Genomic DNA, 26,261 nt, shown 5'->3' with positions numbered 1-26,261 from the left:
AATGAGTGTTTACTTATTCCGTGATCCCAGGTCGCGGCGCCCGGCGGGAGCGAAGCCATGCATGACGTCGTGATCCGCGGCGGCGAGGTCGTCGACGGCACGGGGGCGCCGCCCCGGAAGGCGGACGTCGCGATCGACGGCGGCCGGGTCACCGAGGTGGGCGCGGTCGCCGAGCGGGGCCGGCGCGAGCTGGACGCCTCCGGGCGGCTGGTGACGCCCGGCTTCGTCGACATCCACACCCACCTCGACGCCCAGCTGTTCTGGGACCCGGTGGCCAGCCCGTCGAGCTCGCACGGGGTGACCACGGTGGTGCTCGGCAACTGCGGCGTCACGTTCGCGCCGGTTCGCCCCGGCCAGGAGCGCTACCTCGCCGAGATGATGGAGGCCGTCGAGGACCTCCCGGCCGACACGATCATGACCGGCCTCGGCTGGGGCTGGGAGACCTACGGCGACTACCTGCGCGCTCTCGGGTCGCGCGCGCTGGGCGTCAACGTCGGCGGCCTCGTCGGCCACTGCGCCCTGCGCTACTACGTCATGGGGGAGCGCGGCCTCGAGGACGCGGCCGCCACCGACGACGACGTCGCCCGGATCGCGGCGCTCGTCGGCGAGGCTGTCGACGCCGGCGCGCTCGGCTTCTCCACCTCCCGCAGCTTCATGCACACCGTCCCGGACGGCCGGCCGGTGCCCGGAACGTTCGCCCGCCCCGAGGAGCTGGCCGCGATCGGCGGCGCGCTCGGTGCCCGCGGCAGGGGCACGATCGAGGTCGTCGCGCGCATCGGGGAGCGCGACGGGCCCACCCGGCGGAACTCGGTCGCCGAGCTCGCCTGGATGGAGGAGGTCAGCCGGGCCTCCGGCCGCCCGCTCAGCTTCGCCATCACGCAGAGCGACCGCCGGCCGGACCTGTGGTCCTGGGTGATGGACCAGGTCGCCGCCGCCCGCGCCCGCGGCGCCGACCTGCGCCCGCAGACGTCCGCCCGCGGCAGCGGCATCCTCTACGGGCTGGTCGGCCGTACCCCGTACGACACCCTGCCTGCCTGGGCGCGGCTCGCCGCCCGTCCCTTCCCGGAGCGCCTCGCCGCGATCGCCGACGAGGGCACCCGGGCGCTGCTGGTGGCGCAGGCGAACGAGCCGACCAGCCTGTCCGGCCCGCTCGCGCCGAAGGACCCGGGCAAGCTCTACCTGCTGCCGCCGGGCCCCGCGAGCTACGACGTCCGGCCGGAGAACAGCCTGGCGGCCGAGGCGACCCGGCGCGGCACGTCGCCCGCCGCCGCGTTCCTCGACTTCCTGTCCGACACCGCCGGCCTGGGTCTGCTCTACTACCCGGTGCTCAACCAGAGCCTCGACGCCGTCGCCGCGATGCTGACCAACCCGGACGTCGTCGTCGGCGTCGCGGACGCCGGGGCGCACGTCGCGCTGACGATGGACGCCGGCCAGTCCACCTATCTGCTCAGGCACTGGGTGCGCGAGACCGGACTGCTCGACATCGCCACCGCGGTCCGCAAGCTCACCCGCGAGGGCGCGGAGCTGTTCGGCATCCGCGACCGCGGCGTGCTCGCGCCCGGAGCGCACGCGGACGTCAACGTGATCGACCTGGAGAGGCTCGACCTGGACACGCCGGAGATGCGCGCCGACCTGCCGCTGGGAGCGCAGCGCTTCGTCCAGCGGGCCCGCGGCTACGACTACACGCTGGTCGGCGGGGAGATCCTCGTCGACCATGACCAGCTCACCGACGCCCGTCCCGGCCAGCTCGTCACGGCGGGCTGACGTGCCGGCGCTCGACGACGAGCCGACCCAGCCCGGAGGAACGGTGCCGCAGACAACGCCGCTCGGCGAGACGACGCGCATGGACGAGACGACGCCGCTTGACCAGACGTCGCCGCTTGACGGGACGCTGCCGGGAGAGGGCTTCCGGCTCGGCGGCCGGGTGGCGGTGGTGACGGGCGCGTCCTCGGGGCTCGGCGCCGCCGTCGCCCGGGCACTCGCGGCGGCCGGCGCGCGGGTCGCCATCGTCGCCCGCCGGGAGGACCGGCTGGCGGCGCTCGCGAAGGAGATCGGCGGGCTCGCCGTCGGCGCCGACCTGCTCGACCAGGCCCAGGTCGACACGGTCGTCCCGCGGGTGGCCGCCGAACTCGGCGGCCCGGAGATCCTCGTCAACGCGGCGGGCAACATCTTCTCCCGCGACCGGGCGGAGGACGAGACGGCCGACGCGATCCTCAGCACGCTGGGACTCAACCTGGTCGCGCCGTTCCGGCTGAGCCAGGCCGTCTTCGGGCACATGAAGGCGGCCGGGCGCGGGGCGATCGTGCACGTGTCGTCGGTCAGCGGCATCGTCGGCATCCCGAGCATCCCGCAGGCGTCCTACGCGGCCAGCAAGGCCGGGCTGTCGGGCCTGACGGTGGAGCTGGCGGTGCAGTGGGCGCGGCACCGGATCCGGGTGAACACCGTCGCCCCCGGCTTCTTCCGCAGCGAGATCACCGGCGATCTCTACGACACCGAGCGCGGCCAGACCTGGCTGCGGCGCAACACGCCGCTGCCGGATGACGGCAGCCCCGAGGACATCGTCGGCGCGGTGCTGTGGCTGGTCAGCGACGCCGGCCGCTACGTCACCGGCCAGACGATCGCCGTCGACGGCGGCTGGACGGCGCGCTAGGCCTTTCCCACGGCCACATTGACGCATTGCGTCCTCGCGGTGAGGCGGGTTTGGATGGAGAAGGCTCGGCGAGCCGGTCCGTCCTGCTGGGAGGTTCAGCCCCGAGCCGTCCTGATATCCAGCGAGGAACGGGTGACGGCATGCGCGAGTACCGGAAGTTCTACATCGGCGGCGAGTGGACCGACCCGGCCGGCACGGAGACCTTCGAGGTCGTGAACCCGGCCACCGAAGAGGTCGCCGGCACGGTCGCGATGGGCTCGGCCGCGGACGTGGACCGCGCCGTGGCGGCCGCCCGCGACGCATTCCCCGCCTGGTCGGCCACCAGCCGCGCGGAACGCCTGGAGTTACTCCGGCGCGTAGTAGGCGAGTACCAGAAGCGCATGCCCGACCTCGGCGCGGCACTCACCGAGGAGATGGGCGCGCCGGCCTCGCTCGCGGGCGGCTTCCAGGTGGGCCTCGGCATCGGGCATCTCGCCAAGGCGATCGAGCTGCTGGAGACCTTCGTCTTCGAGGAGGACCGCGGCGGCGGCCTGCTGCTGGTGCGGGAGCCGATCGGCGTCTGCGGCCTGATCACGCCGTGGAACTGGCCGCTGAACCAGATCGCCGTGAAGGTGTTCCCAGCCCTGGCGACCGGCTGTACGACGGTGCTGAAGCCCTCCGAGCGGTCGCCGTTCAGCGGGCAGATCTTCGCCGAGATCCTGGCCGCTGCCGGTGTTCCCGCCGGGGTGTTCAACCTGGTCCAGGGCGACGGCCCCAGCGTGGGCGTGCCGCTGTCCGCCCACCCGGGCGTCGACATGGTCTCCTTCACCGGCTCGACCCGGGCGGGCATCGAGATCGCGCGTAACGCCGCCCCGACCGTCAAGCGGGTGGCCCAGGAGCTCGGCGGCAAGGGCCCGAACATCATCCTCGACGACGAGGCCTTCGCCGCGAACGTGGCCAAGGGCGTCGCGAGCATGATGGGCAACTCGGGCCAGACCTGCAGCGCCCCGTCGCGGATGCTGGTGCCCAGCGAGCGGATGGCCGAGGCCATCGCGGCGGCGCGCGCCGCCGCCGAGCGGGTCACGGTCGGCGACCCGAACACCGAGGTCACGATCGGTCCGGTCGTCTCCGCCAGCCAGTTCGAGAAGATCCAGGCGCTTCTTCAGAAGGGCCTCGACGAGGGCGCGACGCTGGTCGCCGGCGGCCCCGGCCGCCCCGACGGGCTGACCAGGGGCTTCTACGTCCGCCCGACCGTCTTCGCCGACGTCAAGAACGACATGACGATCGCCCGCGAGGAGATCTTCGGCCCGGTTCTGGTGATCATCGGCTACGACGGCGTAGACCACGCGGTCGAGATCGCGAACGACACGGAGTACGGCCTCGCCGGCTACGTCGCGGGCGTCGACCTGGAAGCCTGCCGCGCCGTCGCCCGCCGCATCCGCGCCGGCATGGTGACCATCAACGACGGGTTCGACTTCGCCTGCCCGTTCGGCGGCTACAAGAAGAGCGGCAACGGCCGCGAGTGGGGCGAGTTCGGCTTCCACGAGTACCTGGAGACCAAGGGCATCCTTGGCTACACCCCCGCCGGGTCCGGCTCCTAGCCGGCGGACGGCCTGACGGCGGGCCCCCGGGCTGGCGCGGATCTCCAGCCTCAGACGCGGCTGGAGATCCGCGCGCCCCCGACCGGGGCGACGGCCTGCCAGGTCCGCGTCGACGCGGCGTGTATGTCGCTGTCGAAACGGTCGACGAGCAGCGCCTGCGACGCGGCGAGATGGGCGCGGGAGATGCGCTCGGCCTCGGCCGCCCGGCCGGCCTCGATCTCGGCGAGGATGCGCCGGTGCGTGCGCACGACGGCCTGGGCGTCCTCCTGCGCGGGGTACTCGCCGCGGCTCGTCAGCAGCTCCGCCCAGCGCACCTCCTGCGCCGACCACAGGGCGACCAGGCTGCTGACGACGAGGCGGACCGTCGCGTTCGGGGTGAACGCGACGATGAGCTCGTGGAACTGCCGCGCCGTCTCGGTGAAGGCGACGCCGCTGCCGACGAGCCCGCTGCCGCCGGGCCCGCTCCCGACCAGCTCGGCCGACTGGTCCACGTTGGCGCGCAGTGCCGGCACGACCTGCGTGTCGCGGTCGTCGCGGCGGGCGCACTCGGCCGCGCACAGCGGCTCCAGCAGTTGCAGCCCGCCTGCCAGGTCGCCGAGCGTGACCCGGCCGGCCTGCAGGACCAGGCCCAGGTGGTAAGCGGCGGACGACGGGTCCGGCCGGTGGACCTCCGCGCCGCCGACGTTGCCACGCCGGACGGTGACGAGCCCCTCGGTCTCCAGGATCCGGATCGCCTCCCGCACGGACGGGTAGCTCACCCCGAACTCCTCCACGAGCTGCTCCTGAGTGGGCAGCCGGTAGCCGTCGGCGTCGTTGCCGGCCAGGATCCGGTCGCGCAGCGTCGCGGCGATGGCTTCGGCGACGCGTAGCGGGGGGATGGCCCTGCGGCGGTTCGTCGGCACACCTCAATCTTACTATCCTTATAAGTATTGACCGTACTAGCGGGCCTGCATTACGGTCTGGCGTCCATGGAGTACGACCTGGGCCCAGCGGCGGCCGCGTTACGCGGGCGGCTGCGCGCGCTGGTGCGCGAGCACGTGCCCGCCGACTACCTCGGCGCGTTCACCGCCAACCCCGCCGACCTCGCCATCGCGCAGGACTTCTGCCGGCTGCTCGCCGATGAGGGCCTGCTGTGCATGGCCTGGCCGGAGGAGTTCGGCGGCCGCGGCGCGTCGCTGTGGGAGCAGACCGTCGTCCGCGAGGAGATGTGGGCCAGCCACGAGCCGCGCGGCGCCCAGTACATGGGCGTCAACTGGGTCGGGCCGACGATCATGCGGCACGGCACGGCCGCGCAGCGCGCCCGGCACCTGCCGCCGATCTCGCGCGGCGAGGTGATCTGGTGCCAGGGCTTCAGCGAGCCGGGCTCGGGGTCCGACCTCGCCTCGCTGCGCACCGCCGCCCGCCCGGACGAGAGCGGTGACGGCACCGGCGGCCGTGCCTGGCGGATCCACGGCCAGAAGATCTGGACCTCCTACGCCACCATGGCGCAGTGGTGCTTCCTGCTCGCCCGCACCTCGACGACCGGGCGCAAGCAGCAGGGCCTGACGATCTTCCTGGTGCCGATGGACTCGCCGGGGATCGAGGTCCGCCCGATCGCCTGCATGATGGGCCCGCACCACCTCAACGAGGTGTTCTTCGACGACGTGCGGGTCACCGAGCGGGACGTGCTCGGAGAGGTCGACGGCGGCTGGACCGTCGTGCAGGAGGTGCTCGCCTTCGAACGGGTCGGCATCGCGCGCTACGCCCGCTGCGAGCGGCTGCTGCAGGAGGCGCCGGCGGCGCTCGGTGACGCCTGGGAACAGCTGCCGGCGGAGCTGCGCGGCCGGTGGGCGCGGATGCTCGTGCATGCCCGGCGCGCCCGGCTGCTCGCCTACCGGGTCGTGTCCCGGCAGGGGACGGGCCAGGTCAGCCCGGTCGACTCGGCGGCCTACCGGATCGCGGTGACGAAGCTCGACCAGGACAGCGCCGAGGTGCTCATGGAGATCGTGACGGCCGCGGAGCCGGCGGGCGACGCCGGCGAGAGCGTTCGCTACGCGGACTGGGAGCGCTGGCGGCGCGCGGTCGAGGACCACGCGCGCTATTCGGTGGCCTCGACCGTCTCCTCCGGCAGCATCGAGATGCAGCGCATCCTGCTCTCCCGGGCGCTGCTGGCCGCCTCCGGCGCGCCGACGTCCGCGCAGCCCAGGGCGGCGGCCCCGGCGAAGGCGGGGGCGGCGTCATGACCGCGGTCGTGGGGGGCGCTGTGGACGGCCTCGCCGCCGGTGGCGGCGTGCTGATGGAGCTCTCGGACGAGGCGGCCGAGTTCGGCCGGACGGCGCTGCGCGCGCTCGAGGCGGCCGGCGGAGACGAGCTGGTCCAGACCGCCGAGCGGGAGCCCGCGCGGCGCGCCGAGCTGGTCGTGCCGGTGCTCGACGACCTCGGCGCCTGGGATCTCGACCCGAGGGGGAGTGCCGACGAGCTGGAGGCGGCGGCGGCGCTGTGCCGGGCCGCCGGCTGGTGGGCGGTGCCGTACCCGGTGGCCGAGCGGCTGGTGCCGGCCGGCGGGCGGCGACGCCGACGCGCTGGTCGTCGTGGCGCCCGCGGCCCCCGGCGGCTGCGGTCGCCGGGCTGGACCTGCGGCTCGCCGCCGTCACCCTCGACGGACGGCGGTACGCGGCGACGGCGCGCGAGCCGGACGTACCGGCGCGCAAGTCGGCGTTCGTGGTGGGCCTGGACCTCGCGCCGCTCGCCGGTGAGCCGGCTGGCGAGGATGCCGAGGCCGCCGCCGTCGGCGACGTCGCGCTCGGGCTGGTGCTCGGATGCTGGACGCTGCTCGGGATGCTGGACCGGGCGATGGCGCTGACCAGGACGTACATCCTGGAACGCGAGCAGTTCGGGCAGCCGCTCGCCCGTTTCCAGGGCGTGCAGTTCCAGCTCACCGACGCGGAGGTCGAGCGGGCAGGAGTCGCCGAGCTCGCCGGCTACGCGCTGTGGAGCGTCGAGGCGGGGCTGCCCGAGGCCGTCGACGACGCGCTGGCGCTGCGGCTGGCCGCCGTAGAGGCCGCCGAGACGGTCTTCCGGGTCACCCACCAGCTGCATGGCGCGATGGGGTTCTGCGACGAGACGACGCTGTCGTGGCTGTCGCGCTACAGCCTGCCGCCGCGCCGGCTGCCGCTCGGCCGCTCGGCCACCCAGGAAGCGCTCGCGAGCCGCCTCGGCCGGCGCGGTCTCACCGGCATCTTCGGCCCGAACGCCGTGACGGGCGCGGCGTGAACGCGACACTGGCCGACCTGGCCGAGCTGCGGGTCGCGGTCCGTGACTGGTGCCGGGCGCACGTCCCGGCCGACTGGCGCGGGGCACAGACCGGCGTCGGCGACGACGAGTTCGTCGCCTTCCAGCAGGCCTGGTTCCAGGAGCTGCGCCGCGCCGGCTACGCCGTGCCGCACTGGCCGGCCGAGTGGGGCGGCGGCATGTCGGCCGCCGAGCAGATGGTGCTCTACCAGGAGCTCGCCGCCGCGGACGCGCCCCGGCTGGTGCTCGCGTTCGTCTCGATCCACCACGCGGCGGCGACGCTGCTGACCGCCGGCACCGACGAGCAGCGCCGCCGGCACCTGCCGGGGATCCTCGACGGCGAGATCTGGGTCCAGGGCTTCTCCGAGCCGGAGGCGGGCTCGGACCTGGCGAGCCTGCGCACCACCGCCCGCCGGGACAGGCGCTCGGATGGGGACGTGTTCGTCGTCAACGGCCAGAAGCTGTGGGCGAGCGGCGCGGCGCACGCGGACTGGTGCCTGCTGCTCGCGCGCTCCGACCCGGCCGCGCCGAAGCGGCGCGGCATCTCCTACCTCCTGATGGACATGCGCTCGCCGGGCCTGGACGTGCGGCCGATCCGCAACGCGCTGGGGGATTCGCACTTCTGCGAGATCTTCCTGAACGACGTCGAGATCCCGGCGGAGAACCTCGTCGGGCCGGAGAACTCCGGCTGGCAGGTGGCGCAGGCGACGCTGTCCGCCGAGCGCGGGATGACCATGCTGGAACTCGCCGAGCGGCTCGGCAACGTCGGTCTGCGCTCGCTCGTCGACACCTGCAGGCGGCCGGACACGGCCGGGCACCGGCCGATCGACGACACGCTGGTGGCGGACCGGCTCGCCGCGTTCGACACCGAGATCGCCGGGCTGCGGGCGCTGTGCCGCGACCTGGTCGAGCGCCACGACGCCGGCACCGTCGGCCCGGCCGACGCCTCGGTCGTGAAGGTCTACTACAGCGAGCTGCTGCAGCGGATGACCGGCTTCGGCGCCCAGATCGCGGGACTCGGCGCCCTGACCGAGCTCGCCAAGCCCGCGTCCAGTGGCTGGGAGTCGGGCAGGTGGCTGCTCGACTTCATCGGCTCGTGGGAGTGGACGATCCCCGGCGGCACGAACGAGATCCAGCGCACGATCATCGGGGAACGGGGCCTCGGCCTGCCCAGGGAGCCGTGACTGCATGAACGCTCATTCATCCGAGCTGACCAGCGTCGCGCCGACGGCCGCGCCAGGAGCAGACGCCGGAGCTGACGAGGAACTGCGGGCCGAGCTGCGGGCGGTCGCCCGCGACCTGCTCGCGGCCGCCGGTGGCAAGGACGGCGGGGACGGCGCCGAGGTCGACTGGGCGCTGCTCGCCGAGGCCGGCTGGCTCGGGCTGGAGGTGCCGGACGAGCTGGACGGCGCCGGCGTCACCGTCGCCGAGACCGCCGTCGTCTGCCAGGAGCTGGGCCGCGCCGCCGCGCGGGCACCGTACCTGGGGACGGCCGTGCTGGGCGTGGGTGCGCTGCTGGCGCTGGAACCGGCCGACGGTCGTGACGACCTGCTGCGAGCGCTCGCCGGCGACGCGCCGCGGCTCGCGGTCGCGCTTCCCACCGGCGACGCGCCGCTCGGCCCGGCCGGTCTGCCGGCCGCGGTCCCGTTCCGGCTGGCGGGGGCGGGTGGCGCCCGGCGGCTCACCGGGCGCGCGCAGTTCGTGCCCGACGCCGCCGAGGCCGAGACGCTCCTGCTGCTGGCGCTGGACGAGGGCGACGAACCCGTCGTCGTGCGCGTCGCGCCCGGCCAGCGGGGAGTGCGGGTCACGGCCACGCCGGTGCTCGACGTCAGCCGGAGCCTGAGCGAGGTGGCCGCGACGGACGCGCCGGTCGAGGCGGGGTCGGTGTGGCGGTTCGGCGGCGATGGACGGGCCGGCGGGCGGCTGCTGCTCGCGCGGGGCGCGCTCGCCGTCGCGTGCGACAGCCTGGGCGCCGCCGAGGCGATGCTCGCGGCCACCGTCGAGTACGCGAGCGTGCGCCACCAGTTCGGCCGGCCGATCGGCTCGTTCCAGGCGGTCAAGCACGGCTGTGCCGACATGCTGGTGTCGGTCTCCGTCGGCCGCGGGCTGGTCGTCGAGGGCACGCGCGCGCTGGCCGCGGCGAGCGCCGCCCAGGTCGCCGGCGGTGCCGGCGGTGCCGGGGGCGTCGATGAGGCCGCCGTGAGCGCCGCCGAGGTCGCGGTGTCGCGCGCCAAGTCATACATGTGCGCGGCGGCCGTCGACGTCGCGGGCAAGGCGATGCAGCTGCACGGCGGCATCGGCTACACCTGGGAGAGCGGCGTGCACCGGTACCTCAAGCGCGCCGCTCTGTCTCGCGCCCTGTTCGGCTCGCCCGCCGCCCACCGGGCCCGCCTCGCCCGCCGTCTCGACGCCGACGCGGCGGGTAGGGCTTGATGACTCGCCGTGCCACCGGGTGGCGCCCGCGTCGGGACGCCGCCCGTCGGGGCGACGCCCCGACGGGCGGCAGGTCGCGGCCAGGTCCTTCGATCTGGATCTGGCGTCCGCGCCTCCGGCTGGCTAGGATGTGAGCGTTCGCTCTCTTAGAGGGCAGATCCATCCGTAGGCCCGAACCCTGCAGCCCACGGCTCCATACGCCCGCAACTCCGCAAGCCCGTAACAACTCCGCAAGCCCGTAACTCTGTCCGACCTATCGCCCAGCCGAAGGCGTCCCCGCGATGCCGGCCGGGCGGACCGCCCGCTGGAGGCCCTGTGTCGTTCAACTGGTTCGTCTCGGTCGACGACCACCTCATCGAGCCGGCTCGGCTGTGGCAGGAGCGGCTGCCCCAGCGCTGGCGGGACACCGGGCCCCGCATCGTCCGGGACGGCGCGTCGGAGTTCTGGGTCTACGAGGACCGCCAGATCGTCACCACGGGCCTGAACGCCGTCGCCGGCAAGTCGCGCGAGGAGTTCTCGCCCGAGCCGATCACCTACGAGGACATGCGCCTCGGCTGCTACGACCCGGCCGCCCGCGTCGCGGACATGGACCAGGGGCACGTGCTCTCGTCGATCCTGTTCCCGAGCTTCCCGCGTTACTGCGGGCAGGTGTTCCACGAGGCGAAGGACAAGGAGCTCGGCCTGCTCTGCGTCCAGGCCTGGAACGACTTCATCCTGGAGGAGTTCGCCGGTGACTTCCCCGGCCGCTTCATCCCGATGATGATCATTCCGCTGTGGGACCCGGCCGCGGCCGCGGCCGAGATCGAGCGGACGGCGGCGCGCGGCGGCAAGTCGATCGCGTTCTCGGAGAACCCGACGAAGCTCGGCCTGCCGTCGATCCACACCGACTACTGGGACCCGGTGTTCCAGGCCTGCAACGACACGAACTACGTCATCTCGATGCACGTCGGGTCGTCGTCCAACCTGATCCGCACCTCGGCGGACATGCCGACGCTCGCGTTCATGGCCTACTCGGCGGCGGCGAACCAGGCGGGCACGCTGCTCGACTGGCTGTTCAGCGGCATCTTCCCGAAGTTCCCGAACCTGAAGATCGCCCTTTCCGAGGGCTCGATCGGCTGGATTCCGTACTTCCTGGAGCGCGCCGAGCAGGTCATCGACAAGCAGCGTTTCTGGGCGTCGCGCTTCGACATCGACATGAATGCCTCCCACGAGCGCGGCGAGGCGAAGGGCGCGGCGTCCTTCGACCTGGACACCGACATCCGCAAGCTGTTCCACGACCACGTCTTCGGCACGTTCATCGAGGACCAGGCCGGCATCCGGCTGCTGGACATCATCGGCGAGGACAACGTGATGCTCGAGTGCGACTACCCGCACTCGGACTCCACCTGGCCGGACACCATCTCGATGGCCAACAAGTGGCTCGGCCACCTGTCCGAGGACGTCCAGCACAAGATCACCGTCGGGAACGCGGCTCGCGTCTACAACTTCACCCCGGCCGAACCGGCGGCAATCTCCTAACGCCCACCCGGTCGACAGCTTTGGCCGGCCGGCCGGTCGGTACCCCGGCCGGCCGGCTCGGCCCTTTCCACCACTCACCCGGCGCCGGACCCGCGCCCTCGGACCCGCGCCCCCGGGCCGGGTTCCCGCTGGCACCCGCGTCCGTCCAGTCGGCCCATTCGCCGGCCGCCGGCCGCCGGTTTCACCACGAGGTGACCGCGCCCGTGCGAACCCTTTTCAAAATCTCAGACCGCCATTCCAGGCGTTCTTTTCGCGTTCAACGATACGGAGAAATGAAAATGTCAGTAGTTCGGCCGAGCGCGGCTGGAAGACCCCGGATTCGCTTACCCCGCAAGCAGCTGGTCGCGGCGCTCTTAGGCGTGACGCTCGCCGTCGCGGCCTGCGGCAGCTCGTCGGACTCGGACAAGTCCGACGGCGCCGGGGCCACCGCCACCGCGCCCAAGCCGACCGGTGCCCCGATCAAGCTGGGGCTCATGACCGGCATCCAGACCGACGCGGTGTCCCAGCCGTGGGTCGCGCAGGCCGCGAAGATCGCGGCGGCGGCGGTCAACGCGAACGGCGGGATCCTGGGCCGGCCGGTCGAGATCGACGTCTGCGACGACCACAACACGCCTCAGGGTGCCTCGGTGTGCGCCCAGAAGCTGCTGGTCGAGGACAAGGTCCTCATGATGTCCGGTGACGACGGCACGATGGAGCCGAGCCTGCTCCCGACGCTGGACACGGCCAACACGATCTCCTGGGCGAGCCTCGGCGCCGCGTCGCCGTCCCTGCAGAACCCGCGCGTCTACATCCTGGAGCCGGTTCTCGTCGGCTACCGGATCCTCCCGCAGATGCTGCCGGCGAGCAGCAAGCACGTCGCCTACATCTCGGCGGACTCGGCCATCGCGCAGTCGTCGGCGAAGGTCTCGGCCAGCTACTACCCGCCGTCGGTCACGGTCGACCAGGTCAAGTTGGGCCTGACGGCCACCGACTTCCAGCCGACCTGCCTGCAGATCAAGCAGAGCGGCGCGGACACCGCGGTCGCCGCGATCAACCCGCGTCAACTCGCCCCGCTGATCCAGACCTGCAACCAGATCGGCCTGACCAAGCTGATGTGGGCGCTGCCGAGCATCGTGCTCACGCCGCAGGTCGTCGAGACCGTCACGAATCTCAAGCAGCCGAACCTGGTGGTGCTCGCCTTCGGTGAGGGTGCCATCGGCGCGTTCAACGACGACGTCGCCAAGTACGCGAAGCAGGTCGGCGGGATCACCAACACCATCGGTGACTCGGCGATCAACGCCTGGCTCAGCGTCAAGCTGCTCGCGGACATCATTCCCAAGGTCGGCGTCGTCGACGCGGTGAAGATCCGGGAGTACCTGGACAAGCAGACCGCGCTCGACACGCAGGGCGCGACCGCGCCGATCGACTTCACCTCCGCGGGCGTTCAGGGCATCCCGCGGGTGAAGAACCAGTCGGCGTCGCAGGGCGAAATCAAGGACGGCAAGCTCGTCGTCACCGTCGAGAAGCCGTTCATTGTGGGTAAGCCGCAGCAGTAGCCGCGCGCTCCGGCACGACGCGCCGGGCCGTGCCGCCGGGACATCGTGTCCGGCGGCGCGGCCCGGCACCGCCGTACGGCGGGCCCGGTCCGGGCCGGGCGGCGCGCGGACGGGGCGAACCGAACAGGAAGGACTGGCGGTGGACAGGGAAGCGCTCGAACACAGCCTCGCGCGTCGGTTGCTCGACCACATCGACAACCGCACGACGGACATGGCCGACGACGTCATGGAACTGCCGACCGACATCTACTCGGCGCAGCGGCAGGCCGAGGAGATCGAGGCGCTGTTCCTCGACCAGCCTCTCGTCCTCTGCCTGTCGGGCGCGCTACCAGAACCGGAGACCTACCGGACGGTCGACCTGCTCGGGACCCCCGTGCTGCTGACCAGGGACGGCGACGGCCAGGTGCACGCCTTCCTCAACGCCTGCCGCCATCGCGGTGTGCGGCTCGTCGACGGGGCGGGGGAGGCCATCCGGCTGACCTGCCCGTTCCACGCCTGGACCTATGGCCTCGACGGGAAGCTCGGCCGCATGCCGGTGCCCGACGGCTTCACCGGGCTGGACAAGAGCCGCAAGGGTCTGGTCCCACTCGAGGTCACCGAGGGCTACGGGCTCATCGTCGGCCGGCTGCGGCCCGGCCCACCGGTCGACATCGACGAGTATCTGGGCCCGGAGCTGGCCGGCGAGCTGGCGCTGCTCGACTTCGCCGACTGGCAACCTCACAGCGAGCCGCACGTGCACAAGGTGGGCGGCAACTGGAAGGTCACCCTGGACACCTTCCGGGAGAACTACCACTTCAACTACCTGCACAAGACCACGCTCGCCACCTACGCCGTCGGCGGCGTGCTGACGTTCGACCCGTTCGGCCGGCACCTGCGCAACAGCTCCGCGCTGAAGTCGATCGTCGAGCTGCGCGAGCGCCCCGAGGCCGACTGGGGCGACGTCGGCGGGCACTTCAGCTACCAGTACGCGCTGTTCCCGAACGTCAGCCTCACCTTCGACGCGCGGCACGTCGAGCTGTGGCAGATCCTCCCGGTCGACGAAAGCAGCTCCGAGGTCGTGCACACCTCCTACCTGCGTCCCGGCCTGACGGACGAGGAACGGTCGAAGGCGGTCGACATGGCGCCGTGGATCTGCGAGACCGTCGTCGACGGCGAGGACTTCTGGGTGGCCGGCCGCACCGAGCCGGGCGTGCGCCTCGGCATGATCGACACGGTCGTGTTCGGCCGCAACGAGCCGGCCCCGCAGCACCTGCACCGCGGGTTCGAGGCCGCGCTCGGGGCCCACCGCGCCCGCCACGCCGCCGGGGCGGGGTCGGCGTGAGCGGGACCTCCTCCGTCGGGTCCACCGACTCCGCCGGCGCTCCGTCGCCGACCGCTCCTTCACCGGCTGCTCCGTTGCTGACTGACGAGCCCGAGCCCGACCGCGTCGACGTGTCGGCGGCGGACGCCGCCACGGTGGTGACCGAGATGGCGCGCCGATTCCAGTCCGGTGACGTCGAGGGCGCGTTCGCGCTGATGTACCCGGAGATCCGGGTCCAGCAGCCGGACTCGCTGCCGCATGGCGGCTGGCACGAGGGCCAGGCCGGCATGGCGGCGATGAACGTCGAGGCCGGCCGCCACTGGGACCGTGCCATCACCAACCCGCTGGTCTTCGGCGACGCGACCCGCGCCGTCCAGCTCACCACCCAGACCTGGACCGCGAAGGCCACCGGCCGCTCGGCGACGGTCGACGTCATCGAGGTCTTCACCGTCGCCGGCGGCACCATCCGCGAGATCCGCGTCTTCCAGCAGGACACACATCTCCTGCTCGCCCTGCTCGCGGAGGACTAGGACCGGGCCCATGATCACCACGGACGTGTCGTCGCGGTCGTGATTCGACCGAATGCACGACGACGCCAACACGTCCGTGGTGATCAACCGGTCGTTCATCGCTTCCAGAAGGCCTGGCGTGACCTGCGCGTGGGGGCGTCCGGCGAGGAGCGGTCGTCGGTGAGCTGGTCGGCGCGTCCGTCGCGGATGGCCTCCAGGGTCGCGCGGGCGTGCTCCCAGAGCCGGGCCGCGTCCGACGGGTCCGGGGACGCGGCGGTGAGCTGGTTGGCGAGCCTCTCCAGCGCCGCGCACGCCGCCTCGTGCTGACCGGCTCGTCGCCACCCGGGCAGCGCCGCGCGGATGCGGCCGGCGAGCGCGGCCAGGTCGGCCGCCCCGCGGCGCGGCGAGGGCCCGTCGCCCGTGGACAGCACCGCCAGCTCGGCGGCGACGAACGCCCAGAGCGTGCCGGCACCCGGGTCGGCACCGGCGTCGGACGGTCCGGAACCGGTGGTCAGCTTGGCCTTTTGCCGGCCACGGCCGGTCCCTCGCCCGGGCCGCGGGCCGGGCCGCGGGCCGGGCCGAGGGGCGGCAGGTGAGCTCAGAGGGCCGCTGGCGAGGAAGTCAGGCACGTCGAAGTCATCCGAGCCCGCCGGGGTGTCCCGCCGCGCTCGGATGGGCGCGGGCCCGGCAGGCGCGGGAGGAACGACCGACGGAGGCATCGGCTGGTACATCGGGGGCGGTGGTCCGGCGGGCGCGGCGAAACTGGCGGCGACGGCGCTGCCGGCGAACAGCGGGACGCCGGCCGGCGTCCCGCCGGCGACCGGCGACTCGTAGGACCAGCCGCTGGGGAGGTCGACGGGCTGCGTCACCCGGCGGACCGTGCCGCCCTCGTTGACGACGCGCTGGTCGACGGCGACGAACGCGGTGAAGCGGGACAGCACCCGGTAGCGCAGCGACGTCTCGACGATGCGCTTCTCCAGCGCCTCATGGCCGCGCCGCTCGGCCTGGTCGGCCGCGTACCGGTCCTCCAGGTCGCGGATGCGGGCCCGTGCCCAGAGGGCCGTGAGAGCGGGGTTGCCGCTCGCCGCCGCGGCGGCCGCCGTCTGCCATGGAGAACCCCCGTCGGCGGCCTGCCCGGCGACGGTGACGGTCCCCACCGGCGGGCCGGTGAACCGGCCGGTGATGACGACGGGAGCACCGGTGAACAGGTCGGGCAGCGGCGCCGGGCTCAGCGAGTCGGCGTCGACGGCCAGGTCCGCCGGCCCCGCCGGGAGCAGCCGCAGGCCGGTGACCACGGGCGCGTCGATGCGGCGATGGATGTGGCGCATCGCGTCGTCCAGCCGGTCCTCGGACTCGACCAGCTCGCAGCGGCCGGCCGGGCCGGACAGCCGGCGCAGGAACGCCTCGTTCACCGCCCGGTCGATGCCGACGGTGTGGACCCGCACCCCGGTGAGGCCGGTGGCGAGCTCGCGCAGCAGCTGGTCCTCGTTGCCGACCTGGCCGTCGGTGACCAGCACGACGACCCGGTCGCGCTCGGGCGTCTCGGACCGCGGGCGGAGCAGGGCGGCGGCCTGCCGCAGCGGCTCCAGCATCTCCGTCCCGCCGCGGGCCTCCAGGGTGGCCAGGAACTCCACGGCCCGGAACCGGGCGCGGTCGCTGGCAGGCGCGAGCCCTGAGGGCAGGGCCGGCGGGGTGTCGACCCGGTTGTCGAAGGCCAGCACCGCGAAACGGTCACCGCCACGCAGGGTGTCGACGATCCGGCCGGCGGCCCGCCGCGCCGCGACCATCTTCCAGCCGCCCATCGAGCCGGACCGGTCGAGCACGATCACCACGTCCCGGTCCCGGGCCCGCGTCGTACCGGCCGGCGGCAGGATCGTGAGCGCGAACGTCCCGCCGCCCGCCGCGCCGCCCGCGCCGACAGTGGCTGTCTCGCCGTCCGCGGTCGTGGCGCCGTCCGCCGCAGGCTCGTCGGGCAGTACCGACAGCGAGGTGCTGACTGCCTCGTCCGCGTCGAACGTCAGGCGCAGCAGGAAGTCGCGGTCGGCTCGATCGCCCGGCTCCAGCCGGACGCGCAGGCCGTCCGTGCGTCGTTCGGTGATGACCGTGTGCAGGCTCGCGTCGACGGAGGCCAGCGGCAGGCCGGCCGGGTCGATGTCGACGGCCACCGAGAGGCGCTCCGGGTTCGGGAAGCCCGGCAGCAGCACCGGCGGGCTGATCCGGGACGCGTCCGGCACGGCGTCGGTGTCGGCCGTGACCCCGTCGCCGACCTGCTCGCCCGCGAGCGGGGCACCGGGGATGTAGCGGGGCGCGACGACGAGCGGGAAGCGGAAGGTCGCGGCGCCGTCCTCGTAGGACAGCTCTCCGGCCAGCGTCAGGCGGACGGTGACCCGCTCGCCGGGCAGGATGTTGCCGACCCGCATGGTGAAGACGCCGGGGCGCTCCTCTTCGGCGATCGACGCGCGCCTGCCCTGGGTGATGGCCGTGTCGTAGTCCGCCCGCGCCTGGCCACGTTCCTTGAGCTCGGCCTCGACGACCCGGCCGTCCGCCTCCATCCGTAGCGCGGTGACCGCGGCCCGCGGCGGCAGCGGGAAGATGTAGGTGGCCTCGAGTGGCTCGTCGTACGGGTTGTGAAAGCCCTGGCTGAGCGTGATGGTCGACGCGAGGCCGGTGACTGCGGCCTGGACGTCGATCGCGTCGAGTGGCAGGTTGCCGCGCCCGGTCCGCAGGCAGCCGAGGCCGTCCTCCTCGTTCCGTCGAGGCGCGTCCGCCTGGGCCGGCGGTTCCGGCTCGACCAGGTCGACCATGCCGACGGTGCTGATCCGTTCGAGGTCGGTGCTCACCGTTCCCCTTCCTCCGCCGCCTGTCCGCGACCACTCGACCCGACGAGCGGCGTTCCCGGCGTGCCCTGTCATCTTGACAGTGTCACGATGACACTGTCAAGATGGCCACATGAGGTCGCGCAGGGATGTCGAGCAGGGATCATGACTGTGGACCCTGACGTCGAGGCCGCGGGGGAGTACGCGGACGCCGGTCCGTGGACCCTCGGGGAGCTCCCCAGCCGGGTGGCGGCGCTGCTCGCCGGCAACTACGAGGGCCAGAGCAGTGGCCGCGTCGGCGAGCTGCCGACCGAGCGGACCGTCCGCTGGTACGCCACGATCGGCCTGGTCGACCGGCCGGTCGCCACTCGTGGCCGCGTCGCCCTCTACGGCCCTCGGCACGTGCTCCAACTCGCCGCGATCAAGAAGCTTCAGTCCGAGGGGCGGTCGCTCGCAGAGATCCAGCAGCGACTGCTCGGCGCGTCCGACCCTCAGCTCACGGAGCTGGTCGGAGCGCCGCGTCCCGTCCGCGCGTCCATGGCCGTCCCGCCCGCGGCGGCGCCCGCCGAGTTCTGGAAGCGCGGCGCGCCGAGGCGCCCGGCGGCGCGGCCGCCCACGTCGGTCGCCGCGTCAGCGTCAGCGCCCGGTCCCGCGCCCGGACCCGGACCCGGACCCGCGGGCGCGGGCGCGGCGACCGCCGTGCCAGCCATCCGGCTGGGTGACACTGTCACGCTCGTCCTGGGTGCCGCCGCCCGGACGCCGGACGCCGACGAGCTCGACGCCATCGCGGCGGCCGCGGTTCCCCTGCTCGATCTGCTCGTCCGCCTCGGCCTGGCTCCCGGTTACGGTTTCGGTGACCTGCGGCCAGAGGATGGAGACGGCCATGGAAGTCGCACCTGGGCGCGATGACTCACAGGAGACCCTCTGGAATGGCGCCGCCGCGCGTGGCTGGACGGTGGTGCAGGACCTGATCGACGAGATGTACCGGCCGTTCGAGGACCTGCTCGCGGAGGCGGTGGTTCCCGGCTCCAGCGTGCTCGATGTCGGCTGCGGTACGGGCGCGACGACCCTCGCCGCCGCGCGGCGGGCGGGCCCGGCGGGACGTTGCGTGGGCGTCGACGTCTCGGAGCCGATGATCGCGGCCGCCCGGGCGCGGATCGAACGGGCGGGTGTGTCGGCCGGCTTCGTCCGCGCCGACGCCGCCACGCACGCTTTCGAACCGGCCGGCTTCGAGCTGCTCGTCTCCCGCTTCGGCGTCATGTTCTTCGACGACTTCCCCCGAGCCTTCGCGAACCTGCGGCGGGCCGGGACGGACACCGCAACGATCCGGTTCATCACCTGGCGGAGCCCCGGCGAGAATCCGTTCCAGACGACGGCCGAGCGGGCCGCGGCGCCGCTCCTGCCACACCTGGCGCCCCGCGACCCGGACGCGCCCGGCCAGTTCGCCCTCGCGCGGGAGGACCGGGTCCGCGATTTCCTCGACGAGGGCGGCTGGACCGGCATCGACATCCAGCCGATCGACGTGGAGGTCGCGCTGCCGGAAACGGAGCTGGTTCGCTACCTCACCCTGCTCGGTCCCGTCGGCCGGGCGCTTCAGGGGGTCGACGAGCGGACCCGCGCCCAGGTCGTCGAGACTGTCCGCCCCGCCTTCGACCCCTACCAGCGGGGCACGGAGATCCGGTACACCGCGGCGTGCTGGCTGGTCGTCGCCCACGCACAGGCGGGGCAGCCGTAGCGCCGTGGCACGGAGGAGCACGGCCAACAGGACGCACCAGACGAGAGCGGAGCCGGTTCCCCCGGGGACCGAGCCGGCCGTCAGCCGGTTCAGGGCGAGGGACGGGCCTCCGGCCGACCAGCGTGGGTCGTCGATGCCGAACACCGCCGCCACGCTGCCCAGCGTCACGGTCAGGACGGCGAGGACGAACCGCGCGATGTTCTGTCCGAAAATGATCGCGGAGTCGGGCGCGAGCAGGGCCAGTGGATTCATCGTGGCGTCATTCCAAGCTGGGAGCGGCGGCGATACGTGGGCGAGGTGGTGCGACGAGGTAGGCGCGAGTCCCTGCTGGGCGGCGGCGGTGTTTCCGTCATTTCTCGTCGACCTCCGCGCTCGTTTCGGGCGGGCTATCTCAGGACGACCGCGAGCGTCGCCGCGATGATGACGATGCTCTGGGAGCTGTGGACGGCGATGCCGATGAGGGCGCTGCGGTAGCGTTTCGCCGGGTAGGAGAGAGCGAACGTGTCGAACAGCGCGCTGGAGATGGCCCACGGCATGTGCAGGTGGTAGGTGGCGAACAGGACGCCGTTCGCGACCCAGTCACGCCGGCCGAAGACGCCGTTCATGCGGGGCAGCAGCAGACCTCGGAACAACAGCTCCTCACCCAGCACCGTGTTGAAGACGGCGAGCGCCACGACCAGGGCGAACCAGCTCCATGATCCGGAGAAGAGCTGCTGGCCGGCGGGCGAGTCGAGGAACGTCCCCATGTCGCGATTCGCCGGATACGGCGCCATGGGCAGGAACTCCTCGGCCGCGAAGAGCAGCAGGCATGGAACGAGCACGAGCCAGAGCCGCCCGCCGCGACGTTCCGTGCGCGTGCCGCGCGGGGCACGCAGCCACAACACGTCCCGCACGCGGGACCACCGCAGGGACCGCTGCTCCCTGGCGACCAGGATGACGACGAGCAGGAACTGCCAGACCAGGCCCATCGTCATGCAGAGCAGGAGGGCGCGGGCCAGCGGCGCGGGCCCATCGAGCCGGTGCGCGAGCCAGGGAGTGGCCACCCAGGACAGAAATGCCATCGGCAACGCGGCCGCCGCCCAGACCGCGCCGATCTGGCGAAGCGAATACTGCGGCGGCTGGCCACGTTCCGCGGCGTTTTCGTCGGTGGTACGCGCAGTCAATCTTTCTCCGGCCGCGCTCGATGTCATGGCGGTCATCGCCGATCCTTTCGGTCGTCTGGTCGTGATGCCGAATACGACGTTATGGACGCGACAAGGCGATGTCATCGAGCCAAGGGAACATTGACGTTCCTACCCCAGGGGGAGCCGCCTCTTACTTTGGTCGGAGGCGAGGAGCCCTAAAGGGCGCTATGTTCGACGCGTGAAGCGCCTGTGGTCGTTCGCGCGGTGGTTCGTCCGTAGCCACGGTCTGGACCTGCTCATCGTGGTCGCCGCGGTTGAGGGCGCTCTCGACGCCGCCTGGTGGCGGGACCCCGCCGACGAGCAGGCGTCCCGCTGGTTCGCCGTGCCCGCGACGGTCCTCGTCGTGATACCGCTGCTCGGCCGTCATGTCCGGAGCGGTTGGCCAGGTCGCGGCGACTCGGGCCGGGCTGGTTCGGCGGTGATCGATTCGGGTAGTCCAGAGGTGGCCGGCTCTGGCGGCGCGAGCGGCTGGCGGTTCGCGGCGCCAGTGCTGGTCTTCCTGCTGGCGGGCGCGTTCTCGTTCGTCGACGGGTCCCTCGTCACCGCCAGCGCGGGCGTGTTCGCGGCGGGAATGGTCGCGTCCCTGCTGCTGGGGCAGCTCGCGGACAGCCGGCAGGCCGGCATCGGTCTCGCCGTCGTCCTCGCCGGCACGGAGATCATCGTCTCCAACGACCCAGCCCATGACACCGACAACTTCGTCTTCACGCCCGCGCTGTTCGCGATCGCCTGGCTCGCCGGCTTCGCGCTGCGCGAGCGCACCGCGCAGGCGGCCGCGGCCGAGGAACGAGCCCTGCTGGCCGAACGTGAGCGCGCCGCCGGGGCTCGGGTCGCCGTGGCGGAGGAACGTGCCCGGATCGCGCGCGAGCTGCACGACGTCGTCGCCCACGCGGTCAGCGTGATCGTGCTGCAGTCCGGTGCCGTCCGCCACGGCCTGCCCGACGCGTTCCAGGAGGAGAAGGAAGCGCTGCGCGGTGTGGAACGGACCGGCCGGACGGCGCTGGGCGACATGCGTCGCCTGCTCGGCGCGTTGCGCCGCGACGACGAGCACCCCGACCTTTCGCCCCAGCCGGGGCTTGGCAACCTGGAGCTCCTGACGGCCGACTTCCGCCACGCGGGCCTGCCGGTGCGGCTACGGGTCGAGGGCGAGCGCGGCGAGCTGCCACCGGCGCTCGATCTCTCCGCCTACCGGATCATCCAGGAAGGGCTCACGAACGCCCTCAAGCACGCGCGCGCCAGCCATGCCGAGGTCCTGATCCGCTTCGAGCCGGGCCAGCTGTCGATCGACGTCAGCGACGACGGGCACGGCGGATCGCCGGGCGACAGCATCGGCTATGGCCTGGTCGGCATCCGGGAGCGGGTGAAGATCTACGGCGGCGAGATGACCGCGGGTCCGGCTCCCGGCGGGGGCTTCCTGCTGCGGACGCGCCTGCCGCTCCCGCCGGGCACCGGTTCCGGCGTGGCCGGCCGCGCCGACTTCGCCGGCCGCGCCGACTTCGCAGATCTCGCAGATCTCGCCGATCTCAACGGTTCCGCTGGCGGTGGGCGATGACCATCCGAGTACTCGTAGCCGACGACCAGTCCATGATCCGCGCGGGCTTTCGCATGCTGCTCGCCCGCGAGCCGGACATCGAGGTCGTCGCCGAGGCGAGCAACGGCCGGGAGGCGGTGCGGCTGGCGGCCCGCTGTGACCCGACGGTCATCCTGATGGACATCCGGATGCCCGAGCTCGACGGCCTGCACGCCACCCAGCAGATCCTCGCGGCGAACGGGTCAGCGCGCGTCCTGATTCTCACGACGTTCGACCTCGACGAGTACGTCTACGAGGCGCTCCGCTCCGGGGCCAGCGGCTTCGTCCTCAAGGACGACCCACCGGAGCAACTCATCGCCGCGATCCGCACCGTGGCGACCGGCGACGCGCTGCTGTCGCCGACCGTCACGAGACGGGTGATCAGCCAGTTCGTCCGCATCCCTCGCCCCACGCCCCCGCCGGAGCTGACCGACCTGACGTCGCGCGAACGGGACGTCTTCCGCCTGATCGCCCTCGGTCGGTCCAACGCGGAGATCGGCCGGGAGCTCTTCATCGGCGAGGGAACCGTCAAGACGCACGTCACCCACGTCCTGCAGAAGCTGAACCTGCGAGACCGCGTCCAGGTGGTCGTCCTGGCCTACCAGACCGGCCTGGTCACCCCGGGCGCCGACCGCCCCGTCAGCCGCGAGTAGGCCCCCAGACCACTGCCACAGCCAGCGCGACGGCTCAGCCGCCCCCGCCGATGGCGAAGGAACGCAGAGCCAGGTCCGGGGCGCTCTTCCTCGCGTTCTCGGGAGGCTCGCCGCAGACGAGGACCGGGAGGTCGCGGGCGACCTCGACCGTCGCGGTCGCGCGCCCAGGACCGGACGGGCCGTCCCAGGCCAGGTCGACGGTGGCCGAGCGGCCGTCGGGCGCCGGGTCGGTGCTCGCCGAGGTGAGCCGGTGGTCCAGCCAGGCCCAGCCGAAGCGTTCGAAGAGCTCGCGTTCGGCCACCTGGCCCCACATCCCGAGGGCGGTGGTGCCGCGATAGTGGCCGCTCAGCGGCGGCCTGCCGGCCCGGCGGACGATCGTGTCGAGCACGTCGGCGTCGAGAAATCCCCACGCCAGCCCGTCGGGCAGGGTGAAGCCGGTGGGGGCGAAGCGGTGGCCGCCGGTGTGGCTGCAGCGGCGGACGCGCACGTCCGGCCACGCGCCGGTCTCCTCCAGGGCGAGCCGAGTGCCGAGCCGGCCGCAGCAGGTGTCCCGCGTGCCGTGCCCGCAGATCAGCACCTCCGGCGGCGCGGGCCGGCCCCGCCCGTCCGGTGCCTCGACGAGCCGGGCGATCTGGTCGACGACGTCCCCGGCAGGGACTACGTGGTCGGTGCCGGTGAAGCCGCCCGTCGGGGAACGTCGCCAGATCGTCACACCCACCCCGGCGCCCGCGCCCGCCGCGAGCCGCGCGGGCAGGCCGGCCGGCTGCCCGTCGATCGACGGGCGCACGGCGAGCAGCCTGGCCGGTGGCAGTCCCCGCCGGGCCAGCCCGGCGAAGATCGGTAGCTCGCCGATGTCGTGCGGCCACGGCGGCGGCGTCTCGATCAGGACGAACAGGTCGCAGGTGAGCGCCGAGCCGATCGGGTCCGCTCCCTGTGCCTGGGTCCAGGGAGCGCACCGGTAGGACTGGCCGGAGTCGGGGGGCGTCGCCTGTGGTGAGGAGTCGACGGTCACGGCGGTCACCTTCCGTTCAGCCGATCCCGGCCCGGACGGCGCCGGTCATCTCCCGAAACCTACTTACCCACGGGGTGAGGTAGTCCTCCGCCGCGGCTGTGTCATCCGGCACTGGCAGCTGGAGGCGCACGTCGGTGACCCCGGCCGCGAGCAGTGCCGCGAGACCGTCCATCGTCGCGCCCAGCTCCGGCGTCCCGTCCGGGCCGGGCACGTTCGCGAGCTTGCCGGCGATCCCGAGCTCCAGCGGGTCGCGGCCGTGTGCGGCGACGGCGTCGCGCATCCGGGGGATCGTCTCGACCAGGTCGGCGGCGCGGTCGGACGCCGGCCCCCACGGGATCCAGCCGGCGCCGAACCGGGCGAGGCGGCGCATCGCGCCGGGGTTGACCGTTCCGCTGACCCAGATCGGCACGCCGCCCGGCTGGACCGGCTTCGGGTTGAGATGGATGTTCTCGAAGGACAACTCGGGGGAGTGGTAGCTGGCCCGGGGCTCCCGCCACAGCAGCTGGCAGACCTCGAGGGTGTGGTCGAGCAGCCGGCCGCGCCGGGAGAACTCCAGCCCGGCGGCCTCGTACTCCTCGCGCTGCCAGCCGATGCCGACACCGAGGTCGAGCCGGCCGCCGGAGAGCACGTCCAGCGTGGCGGCGCTCTTGGCCAGCACGACCGGCCTGCGCAGCGCGGCGAGCAGGATGCTGTTGGTGAGCCGCACCCGCGACGTCATCCCGGCCAGGAACGACATGGTCGTCATCGGCTCGAGGAAGTGGCCGTCCGGCCCCGTCGGCTGCCCGCCGCCGACGCGGCCGCCGATCTCGGGCCGCGCGTAGTTCTCCATGTGCTCGCCGAAGACGACGTGCTCACCGGAGAGCACCACCCGGTCGATGCCGGCCCGGTCGGCGGCGACTACCCGGCTGAGCAGCGGGCGCCACGAGCCGGGGTCCGCCGGCGCCAGCGCCAGGTAACGGATCGAGAGCTGGGCGGTGCTCATGCGTTTCCGCCCGCGAGCGCCTCCGCGAGCGACGCGGGCAGGCCGATGGAGCGCGGCTCCAGGAAGCTCGCCAGCCCCTCCGGCCCGAGCTCGCGGCCGAGCCCGGACTGCTTGAACCCGCCGAAGGGCACCAGCGGGAACGGCGGGAAGTCGGTGCCCACGTTCACGGCGCCGGTGCGCAGCCGGCGCGCGACGGCGAGCGCCCGCGCCGGGTCGGCGCTCCAGACGCCGCCGGCCAGCCCGTACGGCGAGTCGTTCGCGATCCGGACGGCCTCGTCGGCGTCGTCGAACGGGATGACGCACAGCACCGGGCCGAAGATCTCCTCCCGGGCGACCCGCATCCCGTTGTCGACGTCGCCGAGGATCGTGGGTTCGACGTACCAGCCCTTCGGCGGGTTGGCGGGCCGCCCGCCGCCGGTGACGACCCGCGCGCCGTGCTCCACGGCGTCGCCGATGTAGCCCTCGACGCGGGCCCGCTGCCGCTCGGCGACCAGCGGGCCGATCACCGTCGCCGGGTCGTGCGGGTCGCCGAGCGGGATCGCCGCCGCGGTGGCGCCCGCGGCCTCCAGCGCCTCGGCGTAGCGGGACCGGTGCACGAGGATCCGGGTCTGGGCGGCGCAGACCTGGCCGGAGCGGTTCAGCCCGATGCCGACGACCGTCGGCACGACCGCGGCCACGTCGGCGTCGTCGAGCAGGATGCAGGCGGACTTGCCGCCGAGCTCCAGCGAGACCCGCTTGATCTGCTCGCCGCACAGGCTCATGATCCGCTTGCCGGCGGCGGTGGAGCCGGTGAAGGCGATCTTGTCGGTACCGGGGTGGGTGACCAGGTGCTCGCCCACTTCGCGACCGCCCGGCACGACGTTGACGACCCCCGGCGGTAGGCCCGCGTCCCGCAGCGCCTCGGCGAGCACGAACGTCGACAGCGGTGCCTCCGGCGGAGGCTTGATGACCACCGTGCAGCCGGCGGCCAGCGCCGGCGCCGTCTTCCAGGCGGCCAGGGTGACGGGCGCGTTCCACGGCACGATCGCGCCGACGACGCCGACCGGCTCCTGGGTGACGAGACCCGCGCGCGGGCCGGCCGTCACGATCCGCTCGAAGGGGAACGCCGCCGCCAGGCCCGCGTAGTACTCGAACACCGGCGCCACCAGCCCGGTCTGCGACGCCGGGTTGCTCACCGGGCAGCCGATCTCGTCGACGGTCACGGCGGCGATCTGGCCCGCGCGCTCGGCCAGCAGCTTCGCCGCGCGGGCGAGGACCTCGCCGCGCTGCGCCGGCGTCATCCGCGGCCACGGGCCGTCGTCGAACGCGGCCCGGGCGGCGGCGACCGCCCGGTCGATGTCGCCGCCCGTCGCGAGCGGGACCTCACCCACGACGTCCTCGCTCGACGGCGAGATGACGCCGAACCGGTCCGGGCCGCTCGGCGCGGCCCAGCCGCCATCGATGAAGAACGCGTCCCGGTACATCAGTCGCTGGTCCACGCCTGACCGCATCCCCTCGTCGTCGTCCGTCCACTCGGC

General features: G+C 73.2%; 23 protein-coding genes. 17 read left to right on the top strand and 6 right to left on the bottom strand.

Going from position 1 to position 26,261, the window contains the following annotated elements:
• Window positions 1-57: 57 nt before the first annotated feature.
• From FRCN3DRAFT_RS0231615 to FRCN3DRAFT_RS0231605, 3 genes are all read left to right on the top strand, one after another.
• Window positions 58-1,764, top strand: coding sequence for an N-acyl-D-amino-acid deacylase family protein (locus tag FRCN3DRAFT_RS0231615; RefSeq protein ID WP_007508276.1), 1,707 nt, complete (start codon window positions 58-60; stop codon window positions 1,762-1,764).
• Between the two features lie 43 nt (window positions 1,765-1,807).
• Window positions 1,808-2,650: an SDR family oxidoreductase gene (locus FRCN3DRAFT_RS0231610; RefSeq protein WP_007508274.1), complete on the top strand. Its 843-nt coding sequence runs from the start codon at window positions 1,808-1,810 to the stop codon at window positions 2,648-2,650.
• Window positions 2,651-2,790: 140 nt separating this feature from the next.
• The gene (locus FRCN3DRAFT_RS0231605) at window positions 2,791-4,230 is read left to right on the top strand and encodes an aldehyde dehydrogenase family protein (protein ID WP_007508272.1); all 1,440 of its coding nucleotides are present in this window, start codon (window positions 2,791-2,793) and stop codon (window positions 4,228-4,230) included.
• 50 nt (window positions 4,231-4,280) lie between these two features.
• Here FRCN3DRAFT_RS0231605 and FRCN3DRAFT_RS0231600 read toward each other — a convergent pair whose 3' ends face one another.
• A complete protein-coding gene (locus tag FRCN3DRAFT_RS0231600; protein WP_007508270.1) occupies window positions 4,281-5,132 on the bottom strand; it encodes a FadR/GntR family transcriptional regulator in 852 nt (283 codons plus the stop codon).
• Window positions 5,133-5,198: 66 nt separating this feature from the next.
• On the opposite strand from FRCN3DRAFT_RS0231600, the gene FRCN3DRAFT_RS0231595 reads away from it, so the two are divergent.
• From FRCN3DRAFT_RS0231595 to FRCN3DRAFT_RS47155, 9 genes are all read left to right on the top strand, one after another.
• A complete protein-coding gene (locus FRCN3DRAFT_RS0231595; RefSeq protein WP_007508269.1) occupies window positions 5,199-6,452 on the top strand; it encodes an acyl-CoA dehydrogenase family protein in 1,254 nt (417 codons plus the stop codon).
• Window positions 6,449-7,072 (top strand): hypothetical protein, encoded by a 624-nt coding sequence (locus FRCN3DRAFT_RS58320; RefSeq protein ID WP_232794212.1) that lies wholly within the window; start codon window positions 6,449-6,451, stop codon window positions 7,070-7,072. The genes FRCN3DRAFT_RS0231595 and FRCN3DRAFT_RS58320 overlap by 4 nt, the downstream gene beginning before the upstream one ends.
• Window positions 7,048-7,482 (top strand): acyl-CoA dehydrogenase family protein, encoded by a 435-nt coding sequence (locus FRCN3DRAFT_RS58315; protein WP_232794211.1) that lies wholly within the window; start codon window positions 7,048-7,050, stop codon window positions 7,480-7,482. Before FRCN3DRAFT_RS58320 ends, FRCN3DRAFT_RS58315 begins: the two co-directional genes overlap by 25 nt.
• Complete coding sequence (locus FRCN3DRAFT_RS0231585; protein WP_007508265.1) at window positions 7,479-8,684, top strand: acyl-CoA dehydrogenase family protein; 1,206 nt, start codon at window positions 7,479-7,481, stop codon at window positions 8,682-8,684. The genes FRCN3DRAFT_RS58315 and FRCN3DRAFT_RS0231585 overlap by 4 nt, the downstream gene beginning before the upstream one ends.
• A gap of 4 nt (window positions 8,685-8,688) precedes the next feature.
• Window positions 8,689-9,933 carry an acyl-CoA dehydrogenase family protein gene (locus FRCN3DRAFT_RS0231580; RefSeq protein WP_007508264.1) on the top strand — a complete coding sequence of 415 codons (1,245 nt, stop codon included), beginning with the start codon at window positions 8,689-8,691 and terminating at the stop codon, window positions 9,931-9,933.
• A 315-nt stretch (window positions 9,934-10,248) separates the two neighbouring features.
• A complete protein-coding gene (locus FRCN3DRAFT_RS0231575; protein WP_007508263.1) occupies window positions 10,249-11,451 on the top strand; it encodes an amidohydrolase family protein in 1,203 nt (400 codons plus the stop codon).
• Between the two features lie 359 nt (window positions 11,452-11,810).
• A complete protein-coding gene (locus tag FRCN3DRAFT_RS0231570) occupies window positions 11,811-12,986 on the top strand; it encodes an ABC transporter substrate-binding protein (RefSeq protein WP_232794210.1) in 1,176 nt (391 codons plus the stop codon).
• A 139-nt stretch (window positions 12,987-13,125) separates the two neighbouring features.
• Window positions 13,126-14,307: an aromatic ring-hydroxylating oxygenase subunit alpha gene (locus FRCN3DRAFT_RS0231565; RefSeq protein ID WP_007508261.1), complete on the top strand. Its 1,182-nt coding sequence runs from the start codon at window positions 13,126-13,128 to the stop codon at window positions 14,305-14,307.
• A 74-nt stretch (window positions 14,308-14,381) separates the two neighbouring features.
• Complete coding sequence (locus FRCN3DRAFT_RS47155; protein ID WP_232794209.1) at window positions 14,382-14,816, top strand: nuclear transport factor 2 family protein; 435 nt, start codon at window positions 14,382-14,384, stop codon at window positions 14,814-14,816.
• Between the two features lie 95 nt (window positions 14,817-14,911).
• Here FRCN3DRAFT_RS47155 and FRCN3DRAFT_RS0231555 read toward each other — a convergent pair whose 3' ends face one another.
• Window positions 14,912-17,635, bottom strand: coding sequence for a VIT domain-containing protein (locus tag FRCN3DRAFT_RS0231555; RefSeq protein WP_007508258.1), 2,724 nt, complete (start codon window positions 17,633-17,635; stop codon window positions 14,912-14,914).
• Window positions 17,636-17,776: 141 nt separating this feature from the next.
• Between FRCN3DRAFT_RS0231555 and FRCN3DRAFT_RS47150 the strand changes: the two genes are divergently transcribed.
• Both FRCN3DRAFT_RS47150 and FRCN3DRAFT_RS0231540 read left to right on the top strand, forming a co-directional pair.
• On the top strand, window positions 17,777-18,520 hold the full coding sequence (locus FRCN3DRAFT_RS47150) for a helix-turn-helix domain-containing protein (protein WP_007508256.1): 744 nt from the start codon (window positions 17,777-17,779) through the stop codon (window positions 18,518-18,520).
• Window positions 18,495-19,346 (top strand): class I SAM-dependent methyltransferase, encoded by an 852-nt coding sequence (locus tag FRCN3DRAFT_RS0231540; protein ID WP_007508254.1) that lies wholly within the window; start codon window positions 18,495-18,497, stop codon window positions 19,344-19,346. The genes FRCN3DRAFT_RS47150 and FRCN3DRAFT_RS0231540 overlap by 26 nt, the downstream gene beginning before the upstream one ends.
• Window positions 19,347-19,732: 386 nt before the next feature.
• On the opposite strand, the gene FRCN3DRAFT_RS0231535 is transcribed toward FRCN3DRAFT_RS0231540, so the two are convergent.
• Window positions 19,733-20,389, bottom strand: coding sequence for a CPBP family intramembrane glutamic endopeptidase (locus tag FRCN3DRAFT_RS0231535; protein WP_198536055.1), 657 nt, complete (start codon window positions 20,387-20,389; stop codon window positions 19,733-19,735).
• Between FRCN3DRAFT_RS0231535 and FRCN3DRAFT_RS55490 the strand changes: the two genes are divergently transcribed.
• From FRCN3DRAFT_RS55490 to FRCN3DRAFT_RS0231525, 3 genes are all read left to right on the top strand, one after another.
• On the top strand, window positions 20,382-20,633 hold the full coding sequence (locus FRCN3DRAFT_RS55490; protein WP_198536054.1) for a hypothetical protein: 252 nt from the start codon (window positions 20,382-20,384) through the stop codon (window positions 20,631-20,633). The genes FRCN3DRAFT_RS0231535 and FRCN3DRAFT_RS55490 overlap by 8 nt on opposite strands.
• A gap of 75 nt (window positions 20,634-20,708) precedes the next feature.
• Entirely contained in the window at window positions 20,709-22,079 is a 1,371-nt protein-coding gene (locus FRCN3DRAFT_RS0231530) for a sensor histidine kinase (protein WP_007508249.1), read from the top strand.
• On the top strand, window positions 22,076-22,750 hold the full coding sequence (locus tag FRCN3DRAFT_RS0231525) for a response regulator (protein ID WP_007508246.1): 675 nt from the start codon (window positions 22,076-22,078) through the stop codon (window positions 22,748-22,750). Before FRCN3DRAFT_RS0231530 ends, FRCN3DRAFT_RS0231525 begins: the two co-directional genes overlap by 4 nt.
• A gap of 34 nt (window positions 22,751-22,784) precedes the next feature.
• On the opposite strand, the gene FRCN3DRAFT_RS0231520 is transcribed toward FRCN3DRAFT_RS0231525, so the two are convergent.
• The 3 genes from FRCN3DRAFT_RS0231520 to FRCN3DRAFT_RS0231510 are packed head-to-tail and all read right to left on the bottom strand — an operon-like array spanning window position 22,785 to window position 26,222.
• Window positions 22,785-23,762, bottom strand: a complete 978-nt coding sequence (locus FRCN3DRAFT_RS0231520) for a sucrase ferredoxin (protein WP_007508244.1) — start codon at window positions 23,760-23,762, stop codon at window positions 22,785-22,787.
• 16 nt (window positions 23,763-23,778) lie between these two features.
• A complete protein-coding gene (locus FRCN3DRAFT_RS0231515; RefSeq protein ID WP_007508242.1) occupies window positions 23,779-24,744 on the bottom strand; it encodes a TIGR03619 family F420-dependent LLM class oxidoreductase in 966 nt (321 codons plus the stop codon).
• Entirely contained in the window at window positions 24,741-26,222 is a 1,482-nt protein-coding gene (locus FRCN3DRAFT_RS0231510; protein WP_027141112.1) for an aldehyde dehydrogenase, read from the bottom strand. The genes FRCN3DRAFT_RS0231515 and FRCN3DRAFT_RS0231510 overlap by 4 nt, the downstream gene beginning before the upstream one ends.
• Window positions 26,223-26,261: the final 39 nt, after the last annotated feature.

The organism is Pseudofrankia saprophytica (assembly GCF_000235425.2).
GTDB lineage: Bacteria > Actinomycetota > Actinomycetes > Frankiales > Frankiaceae > Pseudofrankia > Pseudofrankia saprophytica.
This window is presented reverse-complemented; position numbering and strand designations above follow the sequence as displayed.

Bases quoted from the DNA above. Each gene is read 5' to 3' on its own strand.
- FRCN3DRAFT_RS58320 (WP_232794212.1), top strand. From the start codon at position 6,449: ATGACCGCGGTCGTGGGGGGCGCTGTGGACGGCCTCGCCGCCGGTGGC.
- FRCN3DRAFT_RS47150 (WP_007508256.1), top strand. From the start codon at position 17,777: ATGACTGTGGACCCTGACGTCGAGGCCGCGGGGGAGTACGCGGACGCC.
- FRCN3DRAFT_RS0231540 (WP_007508254.1), top strand. From the start codon at position 18,495: ATGGAAGTCGCACCTGGGCGCGATGACTCACAGGAGACCCTCTGGAAT.
- FRCN3DRAFT_RS0231595 (WP_007508269.1), top strand. From the start codon at position 5,199: ATGGAGTACGACCTGGGCCCAGCGGCGGCCGCGTTACGCGGGCGGCTG.
- FRCN3DRAFT_RS0231615 (WP_007508276.1), top strand. From the start codon at position 58: ATGCATGACGTCGTGATCCGCGGCGGCGAGGTCGTCGACGGCACGGGG.
- FRCN3DRAFT_RS0231580 (WP_007508264.1), top strand. From the start codon at position 8,689: ATGAACGCTCATTCATCCGAGCTGACCAGCGTCGCGCCGACGGCCGCG.
- FRCN3DRAFT_RS0231605 (WP_007508272.1), top strand. From the start codon at position 2,791: ATGCGCGAGTACCGGAAGTTCTACATCGGCGGCGAGTGGACCGACCCG.
- FRCN3DRAFT_RS0231525 (WP_007508246.1), top strand. From the start codon at position 22,076: ATGACCATCCGAGTACTCGTAGCCGACGACCAGTCCATGATCCGCGCG.
- FRCN3DRAFT_RS0231515 (WP_007508242.1), bottom strand. From the start codon at position 24,744: ATGAGCACCGCCCAGCTCTCGATCCGTTACCTGGCGCTGGCGCCGGCG.
- FRCN3DRAFT_RS58315 (WP_232794211.1), top strand. From the start codon at position 7,048: ATGCTGGACCGGGCGATGGCGCTGACCAGGACGTACATCCTGGAACGC.